This window comes from Citrobacter portucalensis (genome assembly GCF_023374935.1).
In the GTDB taxonomy this organism is placed as follows: domain Bacteria; phylum Pseudomonadota; class Gammaproteobacteria; order Enterobacterales; family Enterobacteriaceae; genus Citrobacter; species Citrobacter portucalensis.
This window is the reverse complement of sequence record NZ_CP092466.1, coordinates 2071990-2087287: the sequence shown is the minus strand read 5'-3', so window position 1 is coordinate 2087287 and position 15298 is coordinate 2071990. Positions and strand designations below refer to the sequence as shown.

The window sequence follows — 15298 nt, the reverse complement described above, 5'->3', positions numbered from 1 at the left end:
TAATATGTTTTTGGATAACCCTTGAACTTACTAAACGCTACAGCAACAAAACCTTTAAGTGAATGTCACCCCGAGTTTCGCTAGTGCTTCGATCTTTTGCTGAATGCGTCTATCCAGTTCGGTCACTGCATGCGGGCGTATGGCATCAAGAAAGGCGTTATCCTGATAGGTAGACTGGATTGTCACCCCAAGCCCGGCACCGCTTTCCAGTATGCCTTTCTGTCGCTGTAGCTCTTTCATCTCGTTATAGATGTAATGCGCGTTACTTAAGTTCTCTACGTTCACGACCTGGCTCCTTCATGCAGTTAGCCTGCACTGATTTGTTGTGCGCCAATATGTCCCGCTTCGTCTGTTTATCCAACACGGCAATATCGTGCTCAGTAAGGTAGATGATGCTTACCCAGTCACAGGCCGTGTCAGTTACTTCAGGTTTTGCGGGTAAATTTTTCGCGCAACTCACGGTCAACATCGTCATCAGGAAGATGATTAACAGTCTGCTGTACATCCCTGGCTCCTTTTGTTGTCTCTACCCGGCGTTCTGCAACGGCTTCAGTAGCTGATACGCGTTCTTCAGTGCGCTGCTGATCTGCTTTGGCTTCCGCTTTACTGGTGCCTCGCAAATGGCCAACACCAAAACCACTAGCAGCTGCAACCATAATTGCACCAATAACGCCGATAATGATTTCTACAATGCTCATGCGATCACCTTTGGTTCAAATGAGCGGACGTTGATAGGCTGACCGTATGGGAAAGACCAGTTAAGCCATGTGAAGGTTTTAAGTTCACACATCCCATCGAACACCTCGCCAGGTTTAATATCGCTATAACTGCAAACGATATGTAATTCGTCACCCTTCTCCTGCAAAACAACCGTGTCCGTTTCCCAATGTGGAATGAGAAGAACCAGCCACTTAATCATGAGAGCACCGATTTTGCTTTGGCGTAGCGTGCACGACGGTCGTTAATACCGTTCTGTCCACCATTGATGATCTGAGTGATGCGAACCAGATCGCCGGAATAACTCAGGCATCCGCTGGTGGCGTAGAACCATGCAGCTGATCGTGCAGCGTTCATATCCTTTTCCAGCAACTCAGGATTACTGACTAAATCCAGTTTTAATCCCGTTCCGCAGCGGCGGTAATTATCAAGACCGGTAATCTGAATCAGTCCACGTCCACGATATTTCCACCCATCAGCTGATGCTTTATTACCGAGGCGATTGCTGTACACAAGATTTGCAATGGCTGGCTGATTGGCTACCTGCCCTTTTTCTTTGTCACGCCCAAGCATATATGCCTGATAGTTCGTAATGCGGCGTCCAAAGGTGGTCAGCAGAGCGGCAGGGGTATAGTTGAAGCTCTCCACCAGCGCAGAGAATCCCGCTGATTCATGTCCTGACTGAGCAATAAACATTGCCTGATCTTCAGGCTTAACAATGCCGAACTCTTTCATTGCTGCGTCAATGTGCGGAAACCAGCGCGAAGCTAACCCGGCGCTTACACCAGCCGCCTGTTGAAATTGTGATTGGTTCATTAATGCCTCAGCGTATCAACGAGACGCGCCACGTTCCCACGAGCCCATAAGACGGCAGCGCAAATAAGAAGGTTTACGATGACCACCATCCAGTGTGACTCCTGGTAGAGGCCAAACAGATATCGGAATGGAACGCTGGCATAAACCAGCACAACGAAGTACGCCAGCAATGATATTGCGGGGCGATGTCTTGCCCCTTCACGCTGGTAGAACATCAGGACAAGGACGATGACTGCACAAATACCTGCATTCACCATCGCTGACGGATCACTTGTTACCATTGCTGGCCCCTCCTCCACGGAATCGCGAAAGAATACTGAACAGGCTTCCCAAATCCTGACTGTTGAAAAATGTGAGCACTTTGATTGTCATCGCCGCCACTACAACAGCACCAAGTGCGTCTAATGGCCTGTCACTATACCCGGTAGCCTGTGACAACTTTGAACCAACCAGGCCAGCAGCAAGGACGCCAACAATGAATGACGTCATGAAGTAAGCAATCAATCGTACTCGTGTGATATTTGCCGCTGTCGCTACATAAAATACTGCACCAGCGAATGCGCCAAATACCACGCCATAATCAATACCGGTTGCAAAACCAAACATGCTGGCTCCCAGTAGTCCACCAGCAGCGACCGTAGTGCCAGAAACAGGATCGGACATTCAGTCCCCCTCTTATTGCCGTGAGTCCTCTCAGAACGAGGGGAAAATTAAAAAACGCGCTTTTAGTTATGGATAAATCGGATTAACCTCATCATTTGCACTGAGAATAGTGAGGATAAACAGATGAGTAGATTTACCGTTAGGGTTGAGTTGCATAATAATCAGCCCGACGACTATGAAGAACTTCATGAGAAGATGATGTCTGCGGGATTTGTCAAAACGATAACGGCAGATGATTCAGGAAAGACTTATAAACTTCCAGATGCTGAGTACAACTACTCTTCGGATGAATCAAAAGAGGAAGTTGCTAAAAAAGCGCTTGAAATTGCCAAAACAGTGAGAAGATTTCCATCCATTCTGGTTACAAAGTCTGCCGGAAGGTATTGGTTTAATTTGAAAAATGAGGAATAGAAAAAACCCGCCAAGAGCGGGTTTCTTTTTGTTCTGTTGCTCAGTTCGCTTTAACGTCCCGAGCCTACCACAATTTAAGCACTTTATTGCTCACTCTGCAACTTAAATCTGTCGCTATTTGTGCCGAATGCGTCACAAACTGGAGCGTATAGGATCGATTCTGCCAGACTTAGCCAAGTATCAATGCGCCGACGACAGGTGATCAGCGGCCAGTCAGGATGTTTAGCCTGCAGTTCATTGGCCATCTGCAGCTTGCTCTTGCGTAGGCGATGGCGGTCGACAATCACGCTATAGAGCGATCGGTAGTCATCATTCATCAGTACAGAAGCAATGACACCGTCCACTAACAGCCCTTCTTCGTCTGAACAGAACGCCAGGCCGCTTTTATTATTACCTTCCTGAATCTCTTTGAAGAACGCTTCCAGTTCAGGTTTGCTGATACCTGCTTTCTTCATCCGGCGTAGCGCTTCGTTAATTGCCGTTTTGGTGATTTTCCCGGATGCCAGAAGCTGGTTAAACATATTTCCACCACTACCACCGCCGATATAAGACCAACGGCCCCACATGCGCAACTTACCCTGTATCCAGATGCTTTCCAGAGTACGAAGACGAACCATTTCACCAGATTTACCAACTTCAGAAGGATTAATCATTTAGCATTCTCCACTTACGCCAGTACGCCGATTGCAAGCGCACGATCTATAACCCGAAACACCAGGACCAGTTGGTCACCGTATTTCGCTTCAAATGCCACAGGATCAGCATGCAACTCGTCGTGATGCTCTCTGCACAGAGGAATCACAAACAGGTCGTGTGCCTTTGTACCCATTCCACCCTGCCCGTGGCCAATCAGGTGGTGGGGGTCGTCAGCTTGCTTATTACAGCAGACGCACGGCTGGGCCTTAACCCATCTCGTGTATTTCTCATTCACCCAGCGGCGACGCTTGGGTTTAAGCATGAAGGATTCCGGTGTCTCTGGGTCTACCTTCATCGCCACTATCTTTTTCGCTTTCTCCTGTACCAGTTGTTGAGCAGGTAATGTCGGAACAATATCGCTTTCACGTGTTACCGACTGGTGAGTATCTTCATTCAGACGAAGAGCTTTATGGGCTACGGCTTCAGGTATCTCTTCAGCCAGGTCATTCCTGACCATCCACCAGCAAAACTCCGGCAGCGTCAGAACGTGGTCCTCACTGAAACCTAATTGGCCGTTTACAACCTTCAGTAGCCAGGATACCAGGTTTTCACGGGCTATACCCGCCAGACCTTCAGTGAACTGATCACGAATTTTTAAGTCACAGCCCCAGCACGTGCGGATTGAGCCAGGCGCATGCCGGGTGATGGTGTAGTTGCGATCGTGCCACTCGCTGTGTGGGTACTGACATTCCAGTTTTCTTTCGAGCCAGGCATCCAGTGAATTCAGTCCACCAGCACGATGTATGACCTTCTGATTTTCGAAGACATCACGCATTAACGGATCGTTCTGAAGCTCCTGGGCAGTCTCTGGCAGCAGACCAGAGGGTAACTCAGCCATTGACTCTGCCTGTGGCTCGATAAGAACACGCCCACGTCTGAACAGATGCATCAGTTCACTGCCTGGGCGAAATATCACTACCCCGGTCATAGGTGCCACTTCAGGTGTCAGTAATGCCCTCACGCTACTTGCCCCTTAGCAATATGCTCTGCCCACAGGCCGCCAATCCAGCGAACACCCTTGGCGGTGAAGCGGGACTGATTGAACGCATAATTTGTCTGGTTTGTCGTGCCCGTCTTCACCTCAAAGCGCCCTGCTTCGATATGCTTGCTCTTTGGCGTGAGAACACGGTTAAGCCGGTACATGATGCCGTTCTCAATCAGGAACATCGCAAACTCTGGCTCTTTGGCATTAAGCAGCTTGGCAACCTGTCGGAATGTCATTGAACCAGTCGCCGTCACATAACGATCGACGAACTCAGCTTTCGGCGCGGCTACTGCCAGTTCTTCACTCAGGCGCTGTTTCTGTTCTGCAAGATCAGCAGCAAGGCGCAGGGCCTCGGGGAGTGACCGGGGGACAATCATTCCACCGTTGCTCTCCAGTTCCTGCCAGCGGTCAACAAGTCGGGCGGTAAACTCCGGCGATAATTGAGCAACGATTACATAGCTGTCTCGTTTGTTCACTTCGTAGTGATGGTATGTCTGCCCGTTCTGGGGATGGGTGTACTGCAATGCAGCATACCCACCAATCACACCGGAATTCATGAGACGCTCTATCGTTACGCAGACATTGCTGTGCCGGGAATCAACCAGTTTCGCAATCTCACGGCTGGACATGGTGATCTGCTGCCCTACCGTTGCTGCATGATGGGTCGGACACGTTACTGTTATGCTCATCTGTTGCATGCTCTGTCTCCACTTATCAGGCGGCTGCACCCGCCACGGTTTCAAATCGGCTGATCGTTATCTCTACCCTTCCAGGCTTTACTACAGGCCCCCATTCGATTGTCATCCGTTTAACCTGACTGTCGTCTTCCCAGACTCTGGCATTCGTCAGTGCGTCGAACAGCGCTTTGTTGTAGTTGTCCAAATCCCGCCGTCTGTTATCTGGCGGGAAAAGAACTATGTTTACCTCAACGTTGACGTTAACTGGTTTAGGTATACAGCCGTACTGCTCAACAACAGATGCGTAAACGTTCTTCTTGAACTTCCTACCCATCTCACTGATCAGATGCTTACCCTTTAACGCTCCACGGTCAGGTGACCGGTAATAGGTGTTAACTGTTGGCGGGAATGGCAGCGTTAATTTCATTGCTGAACACCCCTCGCTTCCAGCCATGACAAGGCGCGTTCTTTTGAATCACTTTCACCGTTAATGAGTGACTTGATGATCGATGTCGCGTCTGTTTCATCATTTCCTGAAATAACGGTGATCCCCCTAGAAACTCCAGGCGCTACTGAGATATATCCCTTCTTCGCTATGGCCTTAACATGCTCCGCTGCTGCGTTCGGTGATGAGCAACCAATCAGCCCTGCCAGTTCACATATCGTTGGAGGAAATCCAAACCGGCGCTGATAGTTCACGATCGAACCAAGTACTTCACTTTGTCTCACGGTAAGTTTGTTCACTTCAGCGCTCCTTAATCCGCTTGTTCAGAATCCCGACTTCGAGATACAAATGAGATGGCGTAAAGCCAAGTTGCTTAACCATCCCCATAGCACCGTTGAAAATTGGCCTGGCTATGTGTACCGGTGAACCACATGGCCAGAACGGAATCTTCCGCAGCAAGCTCCCAGACAGGCAGGCGTTTTATGTCGATGAGTTTCATCGTGCCGTAATGGTTTTCCGCTGCACCATTGCTGATGGTGTTTCCGTATTCCCACGGCGGATCAGCGTAAATCAGTGAATAGCCCATTAACGACCTCCCGAAAATCGACCAGCCAGATAGCATCCGTCTTCGGAAATAACCGCTGGTTTAGCCAGGCCAAGGCAGCGCTGACGTTCTGCCAGTATTGCTGCTCGCTCTGATTCAATGGCTGATGCGCTGAACGCCTCCATGTAAATCGTCGCGGCACGGTGAAAGAGACCTTTCGACTCCAGACCTTTCGCCGTTTCCATCAGGGCGCTGACTTCAGCTGTTGGTTCAAACACCTCGAAGTGGCAATCTGCTGGCGGTTCCGCGTAGTACCGAAACTGGCGACCGTCACGTTTACGAGTTGCCAGACCGAATCCATGCAGGCGGCAAACGGCGAGTTGAAGCCTGTCCTGGCTGAACTGGGTCAGACCTTCAATGATGTCCCTGGTCGTGGAGCCGGGATTCATGGCAATAAACATCTGGACCGTTTTCATAATGCTCATCGTTACCCCCTGAACCCTGGTGGAATAGCGCTGTAATCAGTGTTCTTGAAGCTGGGTTTGAAGATGCCATCTTCGCGGGCCCACTCGCCATTCACTCGTTCTGGTCGGCCAGCTTTGTCCCAGTTATTTGCAGACTTGAGGTATCCCGGGAATTTGGACGGCTGGAAAAGCGTCTGTGGTCGCAGGTAATCAGACATCTTCAGGTCATCACCCCACTTCGCGTTGCAGTAATCCACCACCAGCGACAACTCATCAACGGTGAAGCCTTCGCCGATTCGTGCTCGGATGTTTTGCAGTGACGTGGTTGAAACCTGGTAGCGTGAGTTCGTGACCTGGTTCAGGTGAACCAGAACCTGTTTAGCCTGATCAGTAATCAACACATCTCGGTCTGGTTGCGCCGCAACCGGACAAGAGTCTTTACCTGTAATCTCTGTAGTACTCTCTGTTGTATTCTCTGTAGGATCATCAGTGCATTTTGACCTGATGACATCGGTTCGTTTTGACCTGATGGAGCGTGTCACTTTGACTTTATCCATCGTGTCATTTTGACCTGATGGAGCGGCGCATTTTGACCTCTTCGATTCGGTCACTTTGACTTCATCTAAAAGCTCGCTTTCATAGTTGATCGTGTAGAAGTTGGTCATGTCGCGTTGAGACTTGTTCAGTTGCTCAATTTTGAGCACGCCGAGTGTCTTCAGGCGTGTGAAGGTACGCTTCAGGGTCGACTCAGACCAGAACGGGAACTGCTCCAGCCACTGTTCAGTCGTGTTGTAAATCCAGCGAACACCGTCACGTTCCATGCCAGACGCTGTTTCTTTCAGCCAGTAGTTAATCTGCTGCAGAGCAATCGCCTCATTCAGGCCAATACTGTATGCAAGGTCAGGATTTATCACTATTGGCCGGGATGTCATTAACAGGCTCATTCGGACCCTCTATTTCCCTGAATTTACGCTGAAACTGTTCGAGAGGACTGAAGCACTCATGCTCGTATCCGTCGCGCAGGTATATAACCCGTTGAGTTTCTGGCTCCCACCGGATAACCCTGACAGGGACGCCGTAGCTGTCTTTAAACCGTCTGTTGAGTGCTCGCATTCGACCTTCTCCGCCTGGCCGTTGAAATCACCTACAACCCAATCGGCAAACTGGTAGCAGACAGGCTCAAAGCATCCGGATACCATTACCCCATACACGAACTGAGCCGGACCTTTTCCACCCGGCATAGGTCGAGCAATAAGTTGCGACCTGCGGTACTGTGTTGTTACACTGTTCATGCGTTAGTTTCTCCACTGAATACGACACGCCACGACGCCAGGAGCTGCACACTCGCTGGCGTCACTTCTTTTGACGGCGGCTGAATAAGGCCACAATCGCGCGGATTTCTTCTTCACGCGCTGCCAGATGACGGCGGTGATGTTCCAGAATCTCTTCGGCTTCATGCTTTTCAATCACTCCATCCTCAAGCGCCTTCTGGATAATCTGATCAACCTGCCCTCTTGCAGCTGCTGTACGCATTGCACGGCTGAACAAGTCAACACGGTCCAGATCTTCCAGGTTTGGTACGTCCACCAGCAGTGCGCCGCGACGCTTGGCAAAGTAGTCAGCAACGAATGACGTGTTGGAAATGTCTTCCATCGCTTCCAACTCGGTGACTTCAAAGAAACGACAACCGTTTTTCTCGTAAAGGTTGTTGTTGAACTGGGTTTCTGACATGCCCAACGCACCAGCCATAGCCTGACGGCCTCCTGGGTACGCCTTACACATCGCTTTCACAACTTCTTTCAGGGTTTGCTCTACCATCTTGTTTTTCCTTTGGTAGTTACTAAGTGCGTGATCATCAGTTACGGTGTTACTGCAACGTCTGGATCAGCGGGTTTATATTTATTTGGAAAAGGTCGAACTTCTTCAGCCTCGATTTTCCCGTCTTCCTTAACCAGGATGTTCACTCTTCGGTTGCGCTTCAGAGCTTTACTGATGGCGCTTTGGTAAACCCCAAGAGCTTCAGCTGTTTTGGCCTGGCCGTTTTCCAAAACATATTCAGATAGCGGAATAATTTTCATTAGATTTCCTCGTGGATGCACACAAGGAGTATCACTGTTAGTGATAATATTGTCAACACTAGCGGTGATTGGTAAATATGCCGTGCGGTGATAAATTATGAGAATGAAAAAGAAACCTTTGACCGCCGAACAATTGGCTGACGCCAGTAGGCTTAAAGCCATTTTTGAGTCCAAGAAGAAATCTCTTGGGCTCTCTCAGGAGACGCTGGCTGAACAGATGGGTATGGGTCAGAGTGGCGTTGCACAACTGCTTAATGGGACCAACGCAATTAATGCAACTCATGCAGCTCAGTTCGCTAAAATTCTGGGTGTGAAAGTTGACGACTTCAGCCCATCGCTTGCAGCTGAAATATCAGCAATGTTTGAAGCTATCGCAAACGGAAAAAACCATTCTTCAGTTTATGAATACCCACTACTAACCGAAGTTCAGGCTGGTTCCTTCTGTCCTGTAAGCTCTTACACTGAGCGAGATGCAAAGGAATGGGTTTCCACTACAGTTAAAGCCAGTGATTCAGCTTTTTGGCTTGAAGTTTCTGGACACTCAATGACCGCACCACCTGGTGTAAAGCCAAGCTTTCCTGAGGGTATGCTAATCCTCATAGATCCAGAACAGGATGTTGAGGCTGGTGATTTTTGCGTTGCTGGTATTTTTAACGATTCAGAAGTGACATTTAAGAGATTTGTTCGTGAGGATGGAAAACCGTGGCTTGAACCACTCAATCCAAGCCCACGATACCAAGCAATTGAATGTAATGAACATTGCAGGATAATAGGTAAGGTTGTTAAGGCCCAATGGCCTGAAAATATCTTCGAATAAGGAGCCAATCGGCTCCTTTTTTTTGCACCTTTTTTCACCTTAATAATCATGAAGTTAACACTTTTAGTGATAATTTTATCACTAGAGGTGTTGACCAATTAATCACTATTGGTGATACTCATTATGCACCGCAGTGATAGATTCTTAATTACAAGGAGACAGCTGTTTCAGTCAGTCACGGTAAGCATCTCGCAGGGTTCTTACCGGGACTGGAAGAGTTACCACTTGGAGACGGTCCTTATAAATGTCCTGGACAGTGGCGGTGACCGCACCGATAACAGCGGCGGCAACTATGCAAACATGACAGGCCGTAAAAACTTGTTAGGCCGATGAGTTCAAATGGCAATAAAGAACTGACAGCCGGGAAAGACCGGCACACAACGATGAGAGCATTATCTGTGAATAAGCACATCGACCCGCAACGCGGACGTGATGCCCAACCGATAGCTGTTTAGAAGCATCATTTAGTGCTCTCTTCAATGTGTCTTAGCTGCTCGGCTGGCAACCTACTGCCATTAACACAGCTTTCCCTGCATGAGAGGCTAACTGCAGGGCGCGGACTCGACGCGTAGTACAGGTGTAACCCGCAACACGAAGTTCGAGTGACGTCCGTCTGGTAAGTGGCTACGGCCTGCAACTGGATGAAACGCCAAGGGTGACAGCCGGAGAGACGGAGGTATGTCCACTCCCTGAAGCTGGAACGGTGACTACTACTGATTATGTAGAGGCTTAGCCAATGAGCCATATCAAGCAAGCTGACAGTCGGAAATGATCGACGGACGCGGGGAAAGAACCGTGACAGGAGGGAAGTAGACCCCACGAACACAACATGAAAGCGCACTCCTTTACTTACCAGTTATGGGTGACAGGTGTGAAACAGGTGGAGTGCGCTTCCAGTTGTGGTGAATGACGGGGCTGACCGTCAAACGGTTGAGAAAAGATAAGCAGGCGAAACGTTCTAAGCGAGCATACGGACTGATCGAACGCGGATGGAACGGGCGGTTACGATATTGAAACACCGAGCCACTGAGCTGGAGATCAGCGCCAGCCACCACACACCAAATCACGTAGTCAGCGTGATACCAGGAAGTAAGAAAGCTGTGTGGAGTCTTGGCGGTACCAGTACCAACCTTTGAAGTCCCTGGTACCGCCCTTTTTACTCAACTGAAAGCGCGTTCTGTCCCTTGTCATTAAGTGCCAGTTCGTTAAATCCAAAACCAGCGGAACGCGCTTTCAGTTGAGTGGAGAAACTTACCGGCGATTGCAGTCGCCCGTTTCACTAAGTGCCTCTTCATGGGGCATTTACTGAAACGAAACCCAAACTTTATTCGCCTTTTGGCGAGGGATTCGTGCAACCAAAATTCAGCGCCGTGCAGGGCGCATATAACACGGAGAAACTAACCATGACGACCACACAGAACGTCACTGAGTTACAACCACGTATGACAAGAGAGCAACTGATCGATGCAGCACGTAAAGCCGCCCCTCTCCTGCCACCTGCTTCCCAGTGGCTGATGAATGAACTGGCGAACCGCTACGATGTTCAGGGTGTCGCACTGTGCGAGTCAATGGAACAGCGTAAAGCACTGGCCATAGAGAACACCGTTTTACGCGACGATGTTAATTGTTGGGCCAAAGAGTGCGACCGCATCGTTGAACGTCATACCAAATCGCCGACCAATATGCACATGCTGGAAGCGCAGAGAGAATTACGCGAGTTAACTCCAGTAACCGATCAGGTTATTCGTGATATCCAGGCCACTGGCGTGGAAAAGTACGCAAACGTCACTATTGCCATAGGGAAAGAAGAGCAAGAAGAAAGCATTGTTTACGCTGGTAATCAGGCTCTGTTATTCGCTAACCAACTTCGTGAAGGTACTGCGTAATGGCCGCCAACTCATTCAAACAAATGTCACGTGATGGGACCATCAAGCGCACCGATACAGGGATGTTTATCAGCCTTGAACATATCCACGTGCGTAAAGGTTTCAACAAGCGTGAGGACGACGAACGCACCCGCCAGGCAGATGACGACCTTTTTAACTATCTGATGAACGGCGGCACCGTTCCTCCTCTGGAGGTTATCGCACGTGATGAAGGTGGTGTGTGGGTTGTTGAAGGCCACCGCCGCCGTCGCTGCTACGCTCGTTGTGCTGAAGCTGGTAAGCCGGTAGACCGCATTCATATCATGCCGTTTAACGGTAACGATGTGCAGCGTCTGGCTCGCATCATGACCAGTAATAACCAACTTCCCCTTTCCGATATTGAACAGGCCGCCGTTATTCAGGAGCTTCATAACGCTTTCAACCAGACCACCAGCGAGATTGCAAAGCTGGTCAATAAGTCTGTAGCGACCGTTGAGAAATTGCTCACTCTGAGTACCGCTAATTATGACGTTCAGCAGGAAGTTAAATCTGGTGCCGTGTCTGTTGATGTTGCTGTTGACCGCGTTCGCGAGTTTGGCGAACAGGCTGGTGAAGTTCTTCAGCACGATAAAGCCGTAGCCGCCGCCCAGGGTAAGGCAAAGGTTACGCGCAGTTCTATCGCTCCGGAACTCAACATTAAAAGTGCTCGCCGTTTCGTGGAGTTAATGGCCATGGCGACGATCAGCGATGAAGGCGTATTCACTTTGCAAGGCACGGCACTGGCTGAAGCTCTGGCGATAATCGACGAACACAAAGCCATTGCTGAAGCTCGCGAAACCTATCGCCTATCACAGCCAATCCCTACGACAGAGATTATCGGGAAAGTGCTGTATGTGAAGCTGGACGGCAAGGAAATCGGCTCGGCAATAATTTATCGCGGTAAGAACGTCACCCTGGATTTAGGCGATAAAAAAATAATCGCCAGTCAGTCAAAGGCAGTAGCCCACTTCGTTAAACAACACAAACTTCAGCAGGTACATAACAATGCAAACGATCAATAACCGTATGACAGAAACTCAAATTGCTGATCTCTTCAGCCTGGCGGTTCAGTTGCAGGTTAAAGCTGAAGAATCAGATGATCGTGATACTGCAATCTTGGCCTACTCAATTCAGAACGCATGCTCAAATTTAACGGAATCCCAGCGCGAGTTCCGGGCAGCAGACGCGACTATTCACAATCTTGAACTGAAACTCACAGACCTTGCAGTACAGCTCGCTAACGCAGAGAGCAAGTGCAGGGAGCTGGTGGCGGAGAATGCATACATCCGGAACCGGTACAAAGAACTGGACCTGTTAATTGGGAAAAATATCCTGGTAATGCAGGCTGCGATTATCGAATGGCAGGCAACTGGCGACGCGAAGAATGGTTTGGCATGGATTTATAACACGCTGTTTGGCCCTGGCGAATTGCCGGACGAATCTGAGAAAGATGCTCAGGCCTACTTTGACCGCAAATATGCACCGATTGACGAAAAGCTTATGGCGCTTCACAAGTGGTTTTGGGAACAAAGTGAAGCCGAACGTGCCGCCGCTGGCATTGGCGTGAAGGGGGAGTGAGATGAAGATGGGTGAACATATGGAGCCGGTAATCGAGCTCCTGGAAGAACTGAACGGTAACGATACTGACGCAAAACTTAAACTTCTTGCTCTGGTTATCTCTGAGTACATGCTTAATGCGGATGTCACTGGTTTTGAAGTTTCTGCCGGGAAAATGAAAGTAGCCGTTGATATCAGCGTAGAGGACTAACCCATGACAAATAAACACCCCGCGCACGGTCCTGTATCACTCGATCGCCTGCACCAGATACGCGAAATACTCAGCAAAGCAGTAGCACAAAGCGACGGCGGTAATCTCGGCTACGCAATGGCTGATGCTGTGAAGGTGATTGATGGGATGATTTCTCGCGAACTGGTACGCCGTGAACATGCAGCATGGTCACTGGCTACTTTCGGCGATGTCGGTCCAGTTGGTCCGCTAAAGCACCTTTCCAAAGAAGCGCTCGAAGCTGCTGCTGAACCCGGCGACCTTAGCGAATGGGCTGACATGCAATTCCTGTTATGGGATGCGCAACGTCGTTCAGGTATCAGTGACGAGCAGATTACCCAGGCGATGGTGGGAAAGTTGGCGGTTAACAAACAGCGCGAATGGCCTGAGCCGAAAGACGGTGAGCCAAGGCTACATATCAAGGAATCCGACAACTCGTTTGTGGCTCCGGAGGGGACAGCCTGCAAATACTGCGGCGGTACAGGTTATTTCCGTTGGAAAAAATCCGCAAATACCTTCCCGTGTCCATGTATGGGATGCGATTTGCCAGCAGCACCTCTGCAGGAGGTGAAGTGATGCCGCCAGTTAAAGTGGTTGTTATTACCGTGGTGATGCTAGCGATCGGCCAGTTAGTTTCTATGACGGGATATGGCATATGGTGAGCAAGCTAAAACAGCGTCGCATACGCCGACTGAAAGCCGATGTAGCATGGTGGAAATCTGAAGCTGAGTACTGTAAGGCCCGAGTGTTCGAACAGGCAAACGAAATTGCTGAACTAAGAAGCATGGTGATTCGTGTACCAATGCCGGTAATGGTGCCAGTAGAGATACTTCATCAGCTAAATGGGAAGGGATCGAAAGAATATCCATTATGTCGCAATTGCAACGATGGAACCCGTCACGGGTGTTCATCGTGTGCTTACAGAATGAAGTAACCGGGTGCAGCCGGTTTAAGTGGAGAACTATCTATGAGCGGACAAATCCAACGTTTTCTTACTCCAGATGACCTCTATCAATTAACTGGTTATCGTCGCCCTTCCCTACAGTGTAAAGCTCTGAGGGATAGTGGGGTATTTTTTATCCCACGCAAGGACGGAAGGCCAGGAACAACATGGGATCATGTATCAAACCCTGTTGGACTTAAGTTAATAGTGAGCAATCCAGAGGAAGAAGAACCAAACTTTAAGGATATGTAATGTCTAGAGCTCGCAAAAACCCTGAGGATAACTGGATGCCTCCTCGCGTTCGACGGGGAAAATCTGCTTATGAGTTTCGTACAACAGATGGTCGTACCGTCAGGTTGTGCAATCCTGATCTAACAAAATCGCAGGTATGGGCAGCTTACGAAAACTTCATAAACGATTTAAAGGTTGGTACGAACTTCAACGCACTTTGTGAAGAATTCTTTAATTCCGGTGATTTCCACGAGTTAGCAACTGAAACACGTAAAGACTACAGAAAATACGGTTCAAAGGTAAATGTTGTCTTCGGGAAAATGAAGCCGGATAACATCAAGCCAGAGCACATCAGAAAATATATGGATAAACGAGGTGTTAAGAGCAGGGTTCAGGCAAACCGCGAGAAAGCATTTATGTCCAGGGTGTTTCGGTGGGCATACGAACGAGGAAAGGTGAAGATGAATCCTTGCCAGGGCGTAAAGCAATTTAAAGAGCAGGCTCGGACCCGTTATATTAACGATAGGGAATATGATGCACTTTATAGCGTTGCTTCTATTCCCGTAAAAGTTGCAATGGAGTTGGCATATCTATGTTGCGCCCGCCAGGGAGACATTCTTGACCTCAAAAAGAGTCAATTATTGAGCGAAGGAATTTTAATTCAGCAGAGTAAAACCGCAGTTAGCCAGATCAAGGCCTGGACAAAACGTCTGGAGGATGCCGTTAATCTTGCTGACAGCATTCCTCTTAACAGCGGGATGGTAAGTATTTTTGTCATCCACCAGCCATCAGGTCTGCGATACACACGCGATGCTTTTAATGCGCAATGGATGAAGACTAAAAAACTTGCTGCTGAAAAATATCCAGACCTTGATTTCCAGTTCACTTTCCATGATCTAAAAGCCAAAGGAATTTCTGATCTTGAAGGTACGTTAAGTGAGAAGCAGGAAATTTCAGGTCATAAAAACGCCTCGCAAACAGCGAGATATAATCGAAGAATTTCAGTTGTTCCGGTCGTCGGGGGGCAGTAATGCCCTCTTTTTTATGGCGAAGCTGAATGGCGAAACAATGGTGAATATAGAGCACAAAAACAAAAAAACCACCCGTAGGTGGTTTCACGA

At 49.0% G+C, this 15298-nt stretch carries 26 protein-coding genes and 1 pseudogene; 9 read left to right on the top strand and 18 right to left on the bottom strand.

The window, feature by feature from the left end; all coding sequences use genetic code 11:
• Positions 1-54: 54 nt before the first annotated feature.
• Genes LY264_RS10080 through LY264_RS10050 form a run of 7 tightly spaced genes read right to left on the bottom strand, consistent with a single transcriptional unit; the run spans position 55 to position 2196 of the window.
• Positions 55-285 carry a hypothetical protein gene (locus tag LY264_RS10080; protein WP_171845964.1) on the bottom strand — a complete coding sequence of 77 codons (231 nt, stop codon included), beginning with the start codon at positions 283-285 and terminating at the stop codon, positions 55-57.
• The gene (locus tag LY264_RS10075) at positions 263-469 is read right to left on the bottom strand and encodes a hypothetical protein (protein WP_242017943.1); all 207 of its coding nucleotides are present in this window, start codon (positions 467-469) and stop codon (positions 263-265) included. The genes LY264_RS10080 and LY264_RS10075 overlap by 23 nt, the downstream gene beginning before the upstream one ends.
• Complete coding sequence (locus LY264_RS10070; RefSeq protein ID WP_171845965.1) at positions 426-698, bottom strand: hypothetical protein; 273 nt, start codon at positions 696-698, stop codon at positions 426-428. Before LY264_RS10070 ends, LY264_RS10075 begins: the two co-directional genes overlap by 44 nt.
• The gene (locus tag LY264_RS10065; protein ID WP_042063971.1) at positions 695-919 is read right to left on the bottom strand and encodes a hypothetical protein; all 225 of its coding nucleotides are present in this window, start codon (positions 917-919) and stop codon (positions 695-697) included. Before LY264_RS10065 ends, LY264_RS10070 begins: the two co-directional genes overlap by 4 nt.
• On the bottom strand, positions 916-1533 hold the full coding sequence (locus LY264_RS10060) for a glycoside hydrolase family 19 protein (RefSeq protein ID WP_171845966.1): 618 nt from the start codon (positions 1531-1533) through the stop codon (positions 916-918). The genes LY264_RS10065 and LY264_RS10060 overlap by 4 nt, the downstream gene beginning before the upstream one ends.
• Positions 1533-1814, bottom strand: a complete 282-nt coding sequence (locus LY264_RS10055) for a phage holin family protein (protein ID WP_008323297.1) — start codon at positions 1812-1814, stop codon at positions 1533-1535. Before LY264_RS10055 ends, LY264_RS10060 begins: the two co-directional genes overlap by 1 nt.
• A complete protein-coding gene (locus tag LY264_RS10050) occupies positions 1801-2196 on the bottom strand; it encodes a phage holin family protein (RefSeq protein ID WP_071684466.1) in 396 nt (131 codons plus the stop codon). The genes LY264_RS10055 and LY264_RS10050 overlap by 14 nt, the downstream gene beginning before the upstream one ends.
• A gap of 123 nt (positions 2197-2319) precedes the next feature.
• Here LY264_RS10050 and ghoS point away from each other — a divergent pair, with 123 nt between their 5' ends.
• Positions 2320-2607, top strand: a complete 288-nt coding sequence (ghoS, locus tag LY264_RS10045) for a type V toxin-antitoxin system endoribonuclease antitoxin GhoS (RefSeq protein WP_171845967.1) — start codon at positions 2320-2322, stop codon at positions 2605-2607.
• Between the two features lie 83 nt (positions 2608-2690).
• Here ghoS and LY264_RS10040 read toward each other — a convergent pair whose 3' ends face one another.
• The 11 genes and pseudogenes from LY264_RS10040 to LY264_RS09990 all read right to left on the bottom strand — a co-directional run bounded on the left by LY264_RS10040 (position 2691) and on the right by LY264_RS09990 (position 8496).
• Positions 2691-3260, bottom strand: coding sequence for a DUF1133 family protein (locus tag LY264_RS10040; protein WP_171845968.1), 570 nt, complete (start codon positions 3258-3260; stop codon positions 2691-2693).
• A gap of 14 nt (positions 3261-3274) precedes the next feature.
• A complete protein-coding gene (locus LY264_RS10035; protein WP_171845969.1) occupies positions 3275-4264 on the bottom strand; it encodes a DUF968 domain-containing protein in 990 nt (329 codons plus the stop codon).
• A complete protein-coding gene (locus LY264_RS10030) occupies positions 4261-4977 on the bottom strand; it encodes a phage antirepressor KilAC domain-containing protein (protein ID WP_050542098.1) in 717 nt (238 codons plus the stop codon). The genes LY264_RS10035 and LY264_RS10030 overlap by 4 nt, the downstream gene beginning before the upstream one ends.
• A 25-nt stretch (positions 4978-5002) precedes the next feature.
• Positions 5003-5392, bottom strand: a complete 390-nt coding sequence (locus LY264_RS10025) for a RusA family crossover junction endodeoxyribonuclease (RefSeq protein ID WP_171845970.1) — start codon at positions 5390-5392, stop codon at positions 5003-5005.
• Positions 5389-5709, bottom strand: a complete 321-nt coding sequence (locus tag LY264_RS10020) for a LexA family protein (RefSeq protein ID WP_171845971.1) — start codon at positions 5707-5709, stop codon at positions 5389-5391. The genes LY264_RS10025 and LY264_RS10020 overlap by 4 nt, the downstream gene beginning before the upstream one ends.
• Before the next feature lie 107 nt (positions 5710-5816).
• Positions 5817-5996, bottom strand: a pseudogene (locus LY264_RS10015) (MT-A70 family methyltransferase); the annotation flags it as partial.
• Complete coding sequence (locus LY264_RS10010) at positions 5996-6439, bottom strand: hypothetical protein (protein WP_171845972.1); 444 nt, start codon at positions 6437-6439, stop codon at positions 5996-5998. The pseudogene LY264_RS10015 and the gene LY264_RS10010, both read right to left, overlap by 1 nt.
• 2 nt (positions 6440-6441) lie before the next feature.
• Positions 6442-7362, bottom strand: coding sequence for a conserved phage C-terminal domain-containing protein (locus LY264_RS10005; protein ID WP_171845973.1), 921 nt, complete (start codon positions 7360-7362; stop codon positions 6442-6444).
• Positions 7319-7531, bottom strand: coding sequence for a DUF4222 domain-containing protein (locus LY264_RS10000; protein WP_116359839.1), 213 nt, complete (start codon positions 7529-7531; stop codon positions 7319-7321). Before LY264_RS10000 ends, LY264_RS10005 begins: the two co-directional genes overlap by 44 nt.
• 240 nt (positions 7532-7771) lie before the next feature.
• Positions 7772-8236: a YmfL family putative regulatory protein gene (locus tag LY264_RS09995; RefSeq protein ID WP_160180131.1), complete on the bottom strand. Its 465-nt coding sequence runs from the start codon at positions 8234-8236 to the stop codon at positions 7772-7774.
• A 41-nt stretch (positions 8237-8277) separates the two neighbouring features.
• Positions 8278-8496 carry a Cro/CI family transcriptional regulator gene (locus LY264_RS09990; RefSeq protein WP_047416137.1) on the bottom strand — a complete coding sequence of 73 codons (219 nt, stop codon included), beginning with the start codon at positions 8494-8496 and terminating at the stop codon, positions 8278-8280.
• A 97-nt stretch (positions 8497-8593) separates the two neighbouring features.
• Between LY264_RS09990 and LY264_RS09985 the strand changes: the two genes are divergently transcribed.
• The 8 genes from LY264_RS09985 to LY264_RS09950 all read left to right on the top strand — a co-directional run bounded on the left by LY264_RS09985 (position 8594) and on the right by LY264_RS09950 (position 15208).
• Positions 8594-9313, top strand: coding sequence for a LexA family protein (locus LY264_RS09985; RefSeq protein WP_137031135.1), 720 nt, complete (start codon positions 8594-8596; stop codon positions 9311-9313).
• Positions 9314-10716: 1403 nt separating this feature from the next.
• Entirely contained in the window at positions 10717-11199 is a 483-nt protein-coding gene (locus LY264_RS09980; protein WP_238696142.1) for a hypothetical protein, read from the top strand.
• The gene (locus LY264_RS09975; protein WP_171845974.1) at positions 11199-12239 is read left to right on the top strand and encodes a chromosome partitioning protein ParB; all 1041 of its coding nucleotides are present in this window, start codon (positions 11199-11201) and stop codon (positions 12237-12239) included. The genes LY264_RS09980 and LY264_RS09975 overlap by 1 nt, the downstream gene beginning before the upstream one ends.
• Positions 12223-12795 (top strand): ead/Ea22-like family protein, encoded by a 573-nt coding sequence (locus LY264_RS09970; protein ID WP_242017944.1) that lies wholly within the window; start codon positions 12223-12225, stop codon positions 12793-12795. The genes LY264_RS09975 and LY264_RS09970 overlap by 17 nt, the downstream gene beginning before the upstream one ends.
• A 1-nt stretch (position 12796) precedes the next feature.
• Positions 12797-12985, top strand: coding sequence for a hypothetical protein (locus LY264_RS09965; RefSeq protein WP_061549222.1), 189 nt, complete (start codon positions 12797-12799; stop codon positions 12983-12985).
• A 3-nt stretch (positions 12986-12988) separates the two neighbouring features.
• Positions 12989-13579: a DUF550 domain-containing protein gene (locus LY264_RS09960; protein WP_242017945.1), complete on the top strand. Its 591-nt coding sequence runs from the start codon at positions 12989-12991 to the stop codon at positions 13577-13579.
• A gap of 391 nt (positions 13580-13970) precedes the next feature.
• Positions 13971-14198 carry a DUF4224 domain-containing protein gene (locus LY264_RS09955; RefSeq protein ID WP_065944714.1) on the top strand — a complete coding sequence of 76 codons (228 nt, stop codon included), beginning with the start codon at positions 13971-13973 and terminating at the stop codon, positions 14196-14198.
• On the top strand, positions 14198-15208 hold the full coding sequence (locus LY264_RS09950; RefSeq protein WP_086503977.1) for a tyrosine-type recombinase/integrase: 1011 nt from the start codon (positions 14198-14200) through the stop codon (positions 15206-15208). The genes LY264_RS09955 and LY264_RS09950 overlap by 1 nt, the downstream gene beginning before the upstream one ends.
• The last annotated feature ends 90 nt before the right edge of the window (positions 15209-15298 follow it).

Excerpts from the sequence above, each read along its gene's own strand:
- LY264_RS10040 (WP_171845968.1), bottom strand. The coding sequence starts at position 3,260 with ATGATTAATCCTTCTGAAGTTGGTAAATCTGGTGAAATGGTTCGTCTT.
- LY264_RS10060 (WP_171845966.1), bottom strand. The coding sequence starts at position 1,533 with ATGAACCAATCACAATTTCAACAGGCGGCTGGTGTAAGCGCCGGGTTA.
- LY264_RS09975 (WP_171845974.1), top strand. The coding sequence starts at position 11,199 with ATGGCCGCCAACTCATTCAAACAAATGTCACGTGATGGGACCATCAAG.
- LY264_RS10065 (WP_042063971.1), bottom strand. The coding sequence starts at position 919 with ATGATTAAGTGGCTGGTTCTTCTCATTCCACATTGGGAAACGGACACG.
- LY264_RS10005 (WP_171845973.1), bottom strand. The coding sequence starts at position 7,362 with ATGAGCCTGTTAATGACATCCCGGCCAATAGTGATAAATCCTGACCTT.
- LY264_RS09965 (WP_061549222.1), top strand. The coding sequence starts at position 12,797 with ATGAAGATGGGTGAACATATGGAGCCGGTAATCGAGCTCCTGGAAGAA.
- LY264_RS09960 (WP_242017945.1), top strand. The coding sequence starts at position 12,989 with ATGACAAATAAACACCCCGCGCACGGTCCTGTATCACTCGATCGCCTG.
- LY264_RS09955 (WP_065944714.1), top strand. The coding sequence starts at position 13,971 with ATGAGCGGACAAATCCAACGTTTTCTTACTCCAGATGACCTCTATCAA.
- LY264_RS09970 (WP_242017944.1), top strand. The coding sequence starts at position 12,223 with ATGCAAACGATCAATAACCGTATGACAGAAACTCAAATTGCTGATCTC.
- LY264_RS10050 (WP_071684466.1), bottom strand. The coding sequence starts at position 2,196 with ATGTCCGATCCTGTTTCTGGCACTACGGTCGCTGCTGGTGGACTACTG.
- LY264_RS09995 (WP_160180131.1), bottom strand. The coding sequence starts at position 8,236 with ATGGTAGAGCAAACCCTGAAAGAAGTTGTGAAAGCGATGTGTAAGGCG.
- LY264_RS09950 (WP_086503977.1), top strand. The coding sequence starts at position 14,198 with ATGTCTAGAGCTCGCAAAAACCCTGAGGATAACTGGATGCCTCCTCGC.
- ghoS (WP_171845967.1), top strand. The coding sequence starts at position 2,320 with ATGAGTAGATTTACCGTTAGGGTTGAGTTGCATAATAATCAGCCCGAC.
- LY264_RS10055 (WP_008323297.1), bottom strand. The coding sequence starts at position 1,814 with ATGGTAACAAGTGATCCGTCAGCGATGGTGAATGCAGGTATTTGTGCA.
- LY264_RS10030 (WP_050542098.1), bottom strand. The coding sequence starts at position 4,977 with ATGAGCATAACAGTAACGTGTCCGACCCATCATGCAGCAACGGTAGGG.
- LY264_RS09980 (WP_238696142.1), top strand. The coding sequence starts at position 10,717 with ATGACGACCACACAGAACGTCACTGAGTTACAACCACGTATGACAAGA.
- LY264_RS09990 (WP_047416137.1), bottom strand. The coding sequence starts at position 8,496 with ATGAAAATTATTCCGCTATCTGAATATGTTTTGGAAAACGGCCAGGCC.
- LY264_RS10000 (WP_116359839.1), bottom strand. The coding sequence starts at position 7,531 with ATGCGAGCACTCAACAGACGGTTTAAAGACAGCTACGGCGTCCCTGTC.
- LY264_RS10070 (WP_171845965.1), bottom strand. The coding sequence starts at position 698 with ATGAGCATTGTAGAAATCATTATCGGCGTTATTGGTGCAATTATGGTT.
- LY264_RS10010 (WP_171845972.1), bottom strand. The coding sequence starts at position 6,439 with ATGAGCATTATGAAAACGGTCCAGATGTTTATTGCCATGAATCCCGGC.
- LY264_RS09985 (WP_137031135.1), top strand. The coding sequence starts at position 8,594 with ATGAGAATGAAAAAGAAACCTTTGACCGCCGAACAATTGGCTGACGCC.
- LY264_RS10025 (WP_171845970.1), bottom strand. The coding sequence starts at position 5,392 with ATGAAATTAACGCTGCCATTCCCGCCAACAGTTAACACCTATTACCGG.
- LY264_RS10075 (WP_242017943.1), bottom strand. The coding sequence starts at position 469 with ATGTTGACCGTGAGTTGCGCGAAAAATTTACCCGCAAAACCTGAAGTA.